This window comes from Pseudomonas sp. IT-P74 (assembly GCF_949768175.1).
In the GTDB taxonomy this organism is placed as follows: domain Bacteria; phylum Pseudomonadota; class Gammaproteobacteria; order Pseudomonadales; family Pseudomonadaceae; genus Aquipseudomonas.
Genome location: NZ_CATKQD010000080.1, coordinates 1 through 271, shown reverse-complemented (window position 1 = coordinate 271; position 271 = coordinate 1). Strand labels below are relative to the sequence as shown.

Annotated in this window: 1 pseudogene; it reads right to left on the bottom strand. The window is 65.3% G+C overall.

Going from position 1 to position 271, the window contains the following annotated elements:
* Nucleotides 1–271, bottom strand: a pseudogene (locus ACM6J5_RS25930) (NAD(P)(+) transhydrogenase (Re/Si-specific) subunit alpha); the annotation flags it as partial.

The following is a 271-nucleotide window of genomic DNA, read 5'->3' as shown; positions in this document are numbered from 1 at the left end:
CGCTTCGATCACTGCACCCAGGCGTTTCGCCGTAGCGATCGCCTGCAAGCCGGCCACACCGGCACCAAGGATCAACACGCGCGCCGCTTTCACGGTGCCCGCAGCGGTCATCAGCATCGGCATGAAGCGCGGGTAGTGGTGCGCGGCCAGCAACACGGCTTTATAGCCGGCGATGTTGGCTTGCGAGGACAGTACGTCCAGGCTCTGAGCGCGGGAGGTACGAGGCGCGGCTTCCAGGGCAAAGGCGGTAATGCCGCACTCGGCCAGCTTA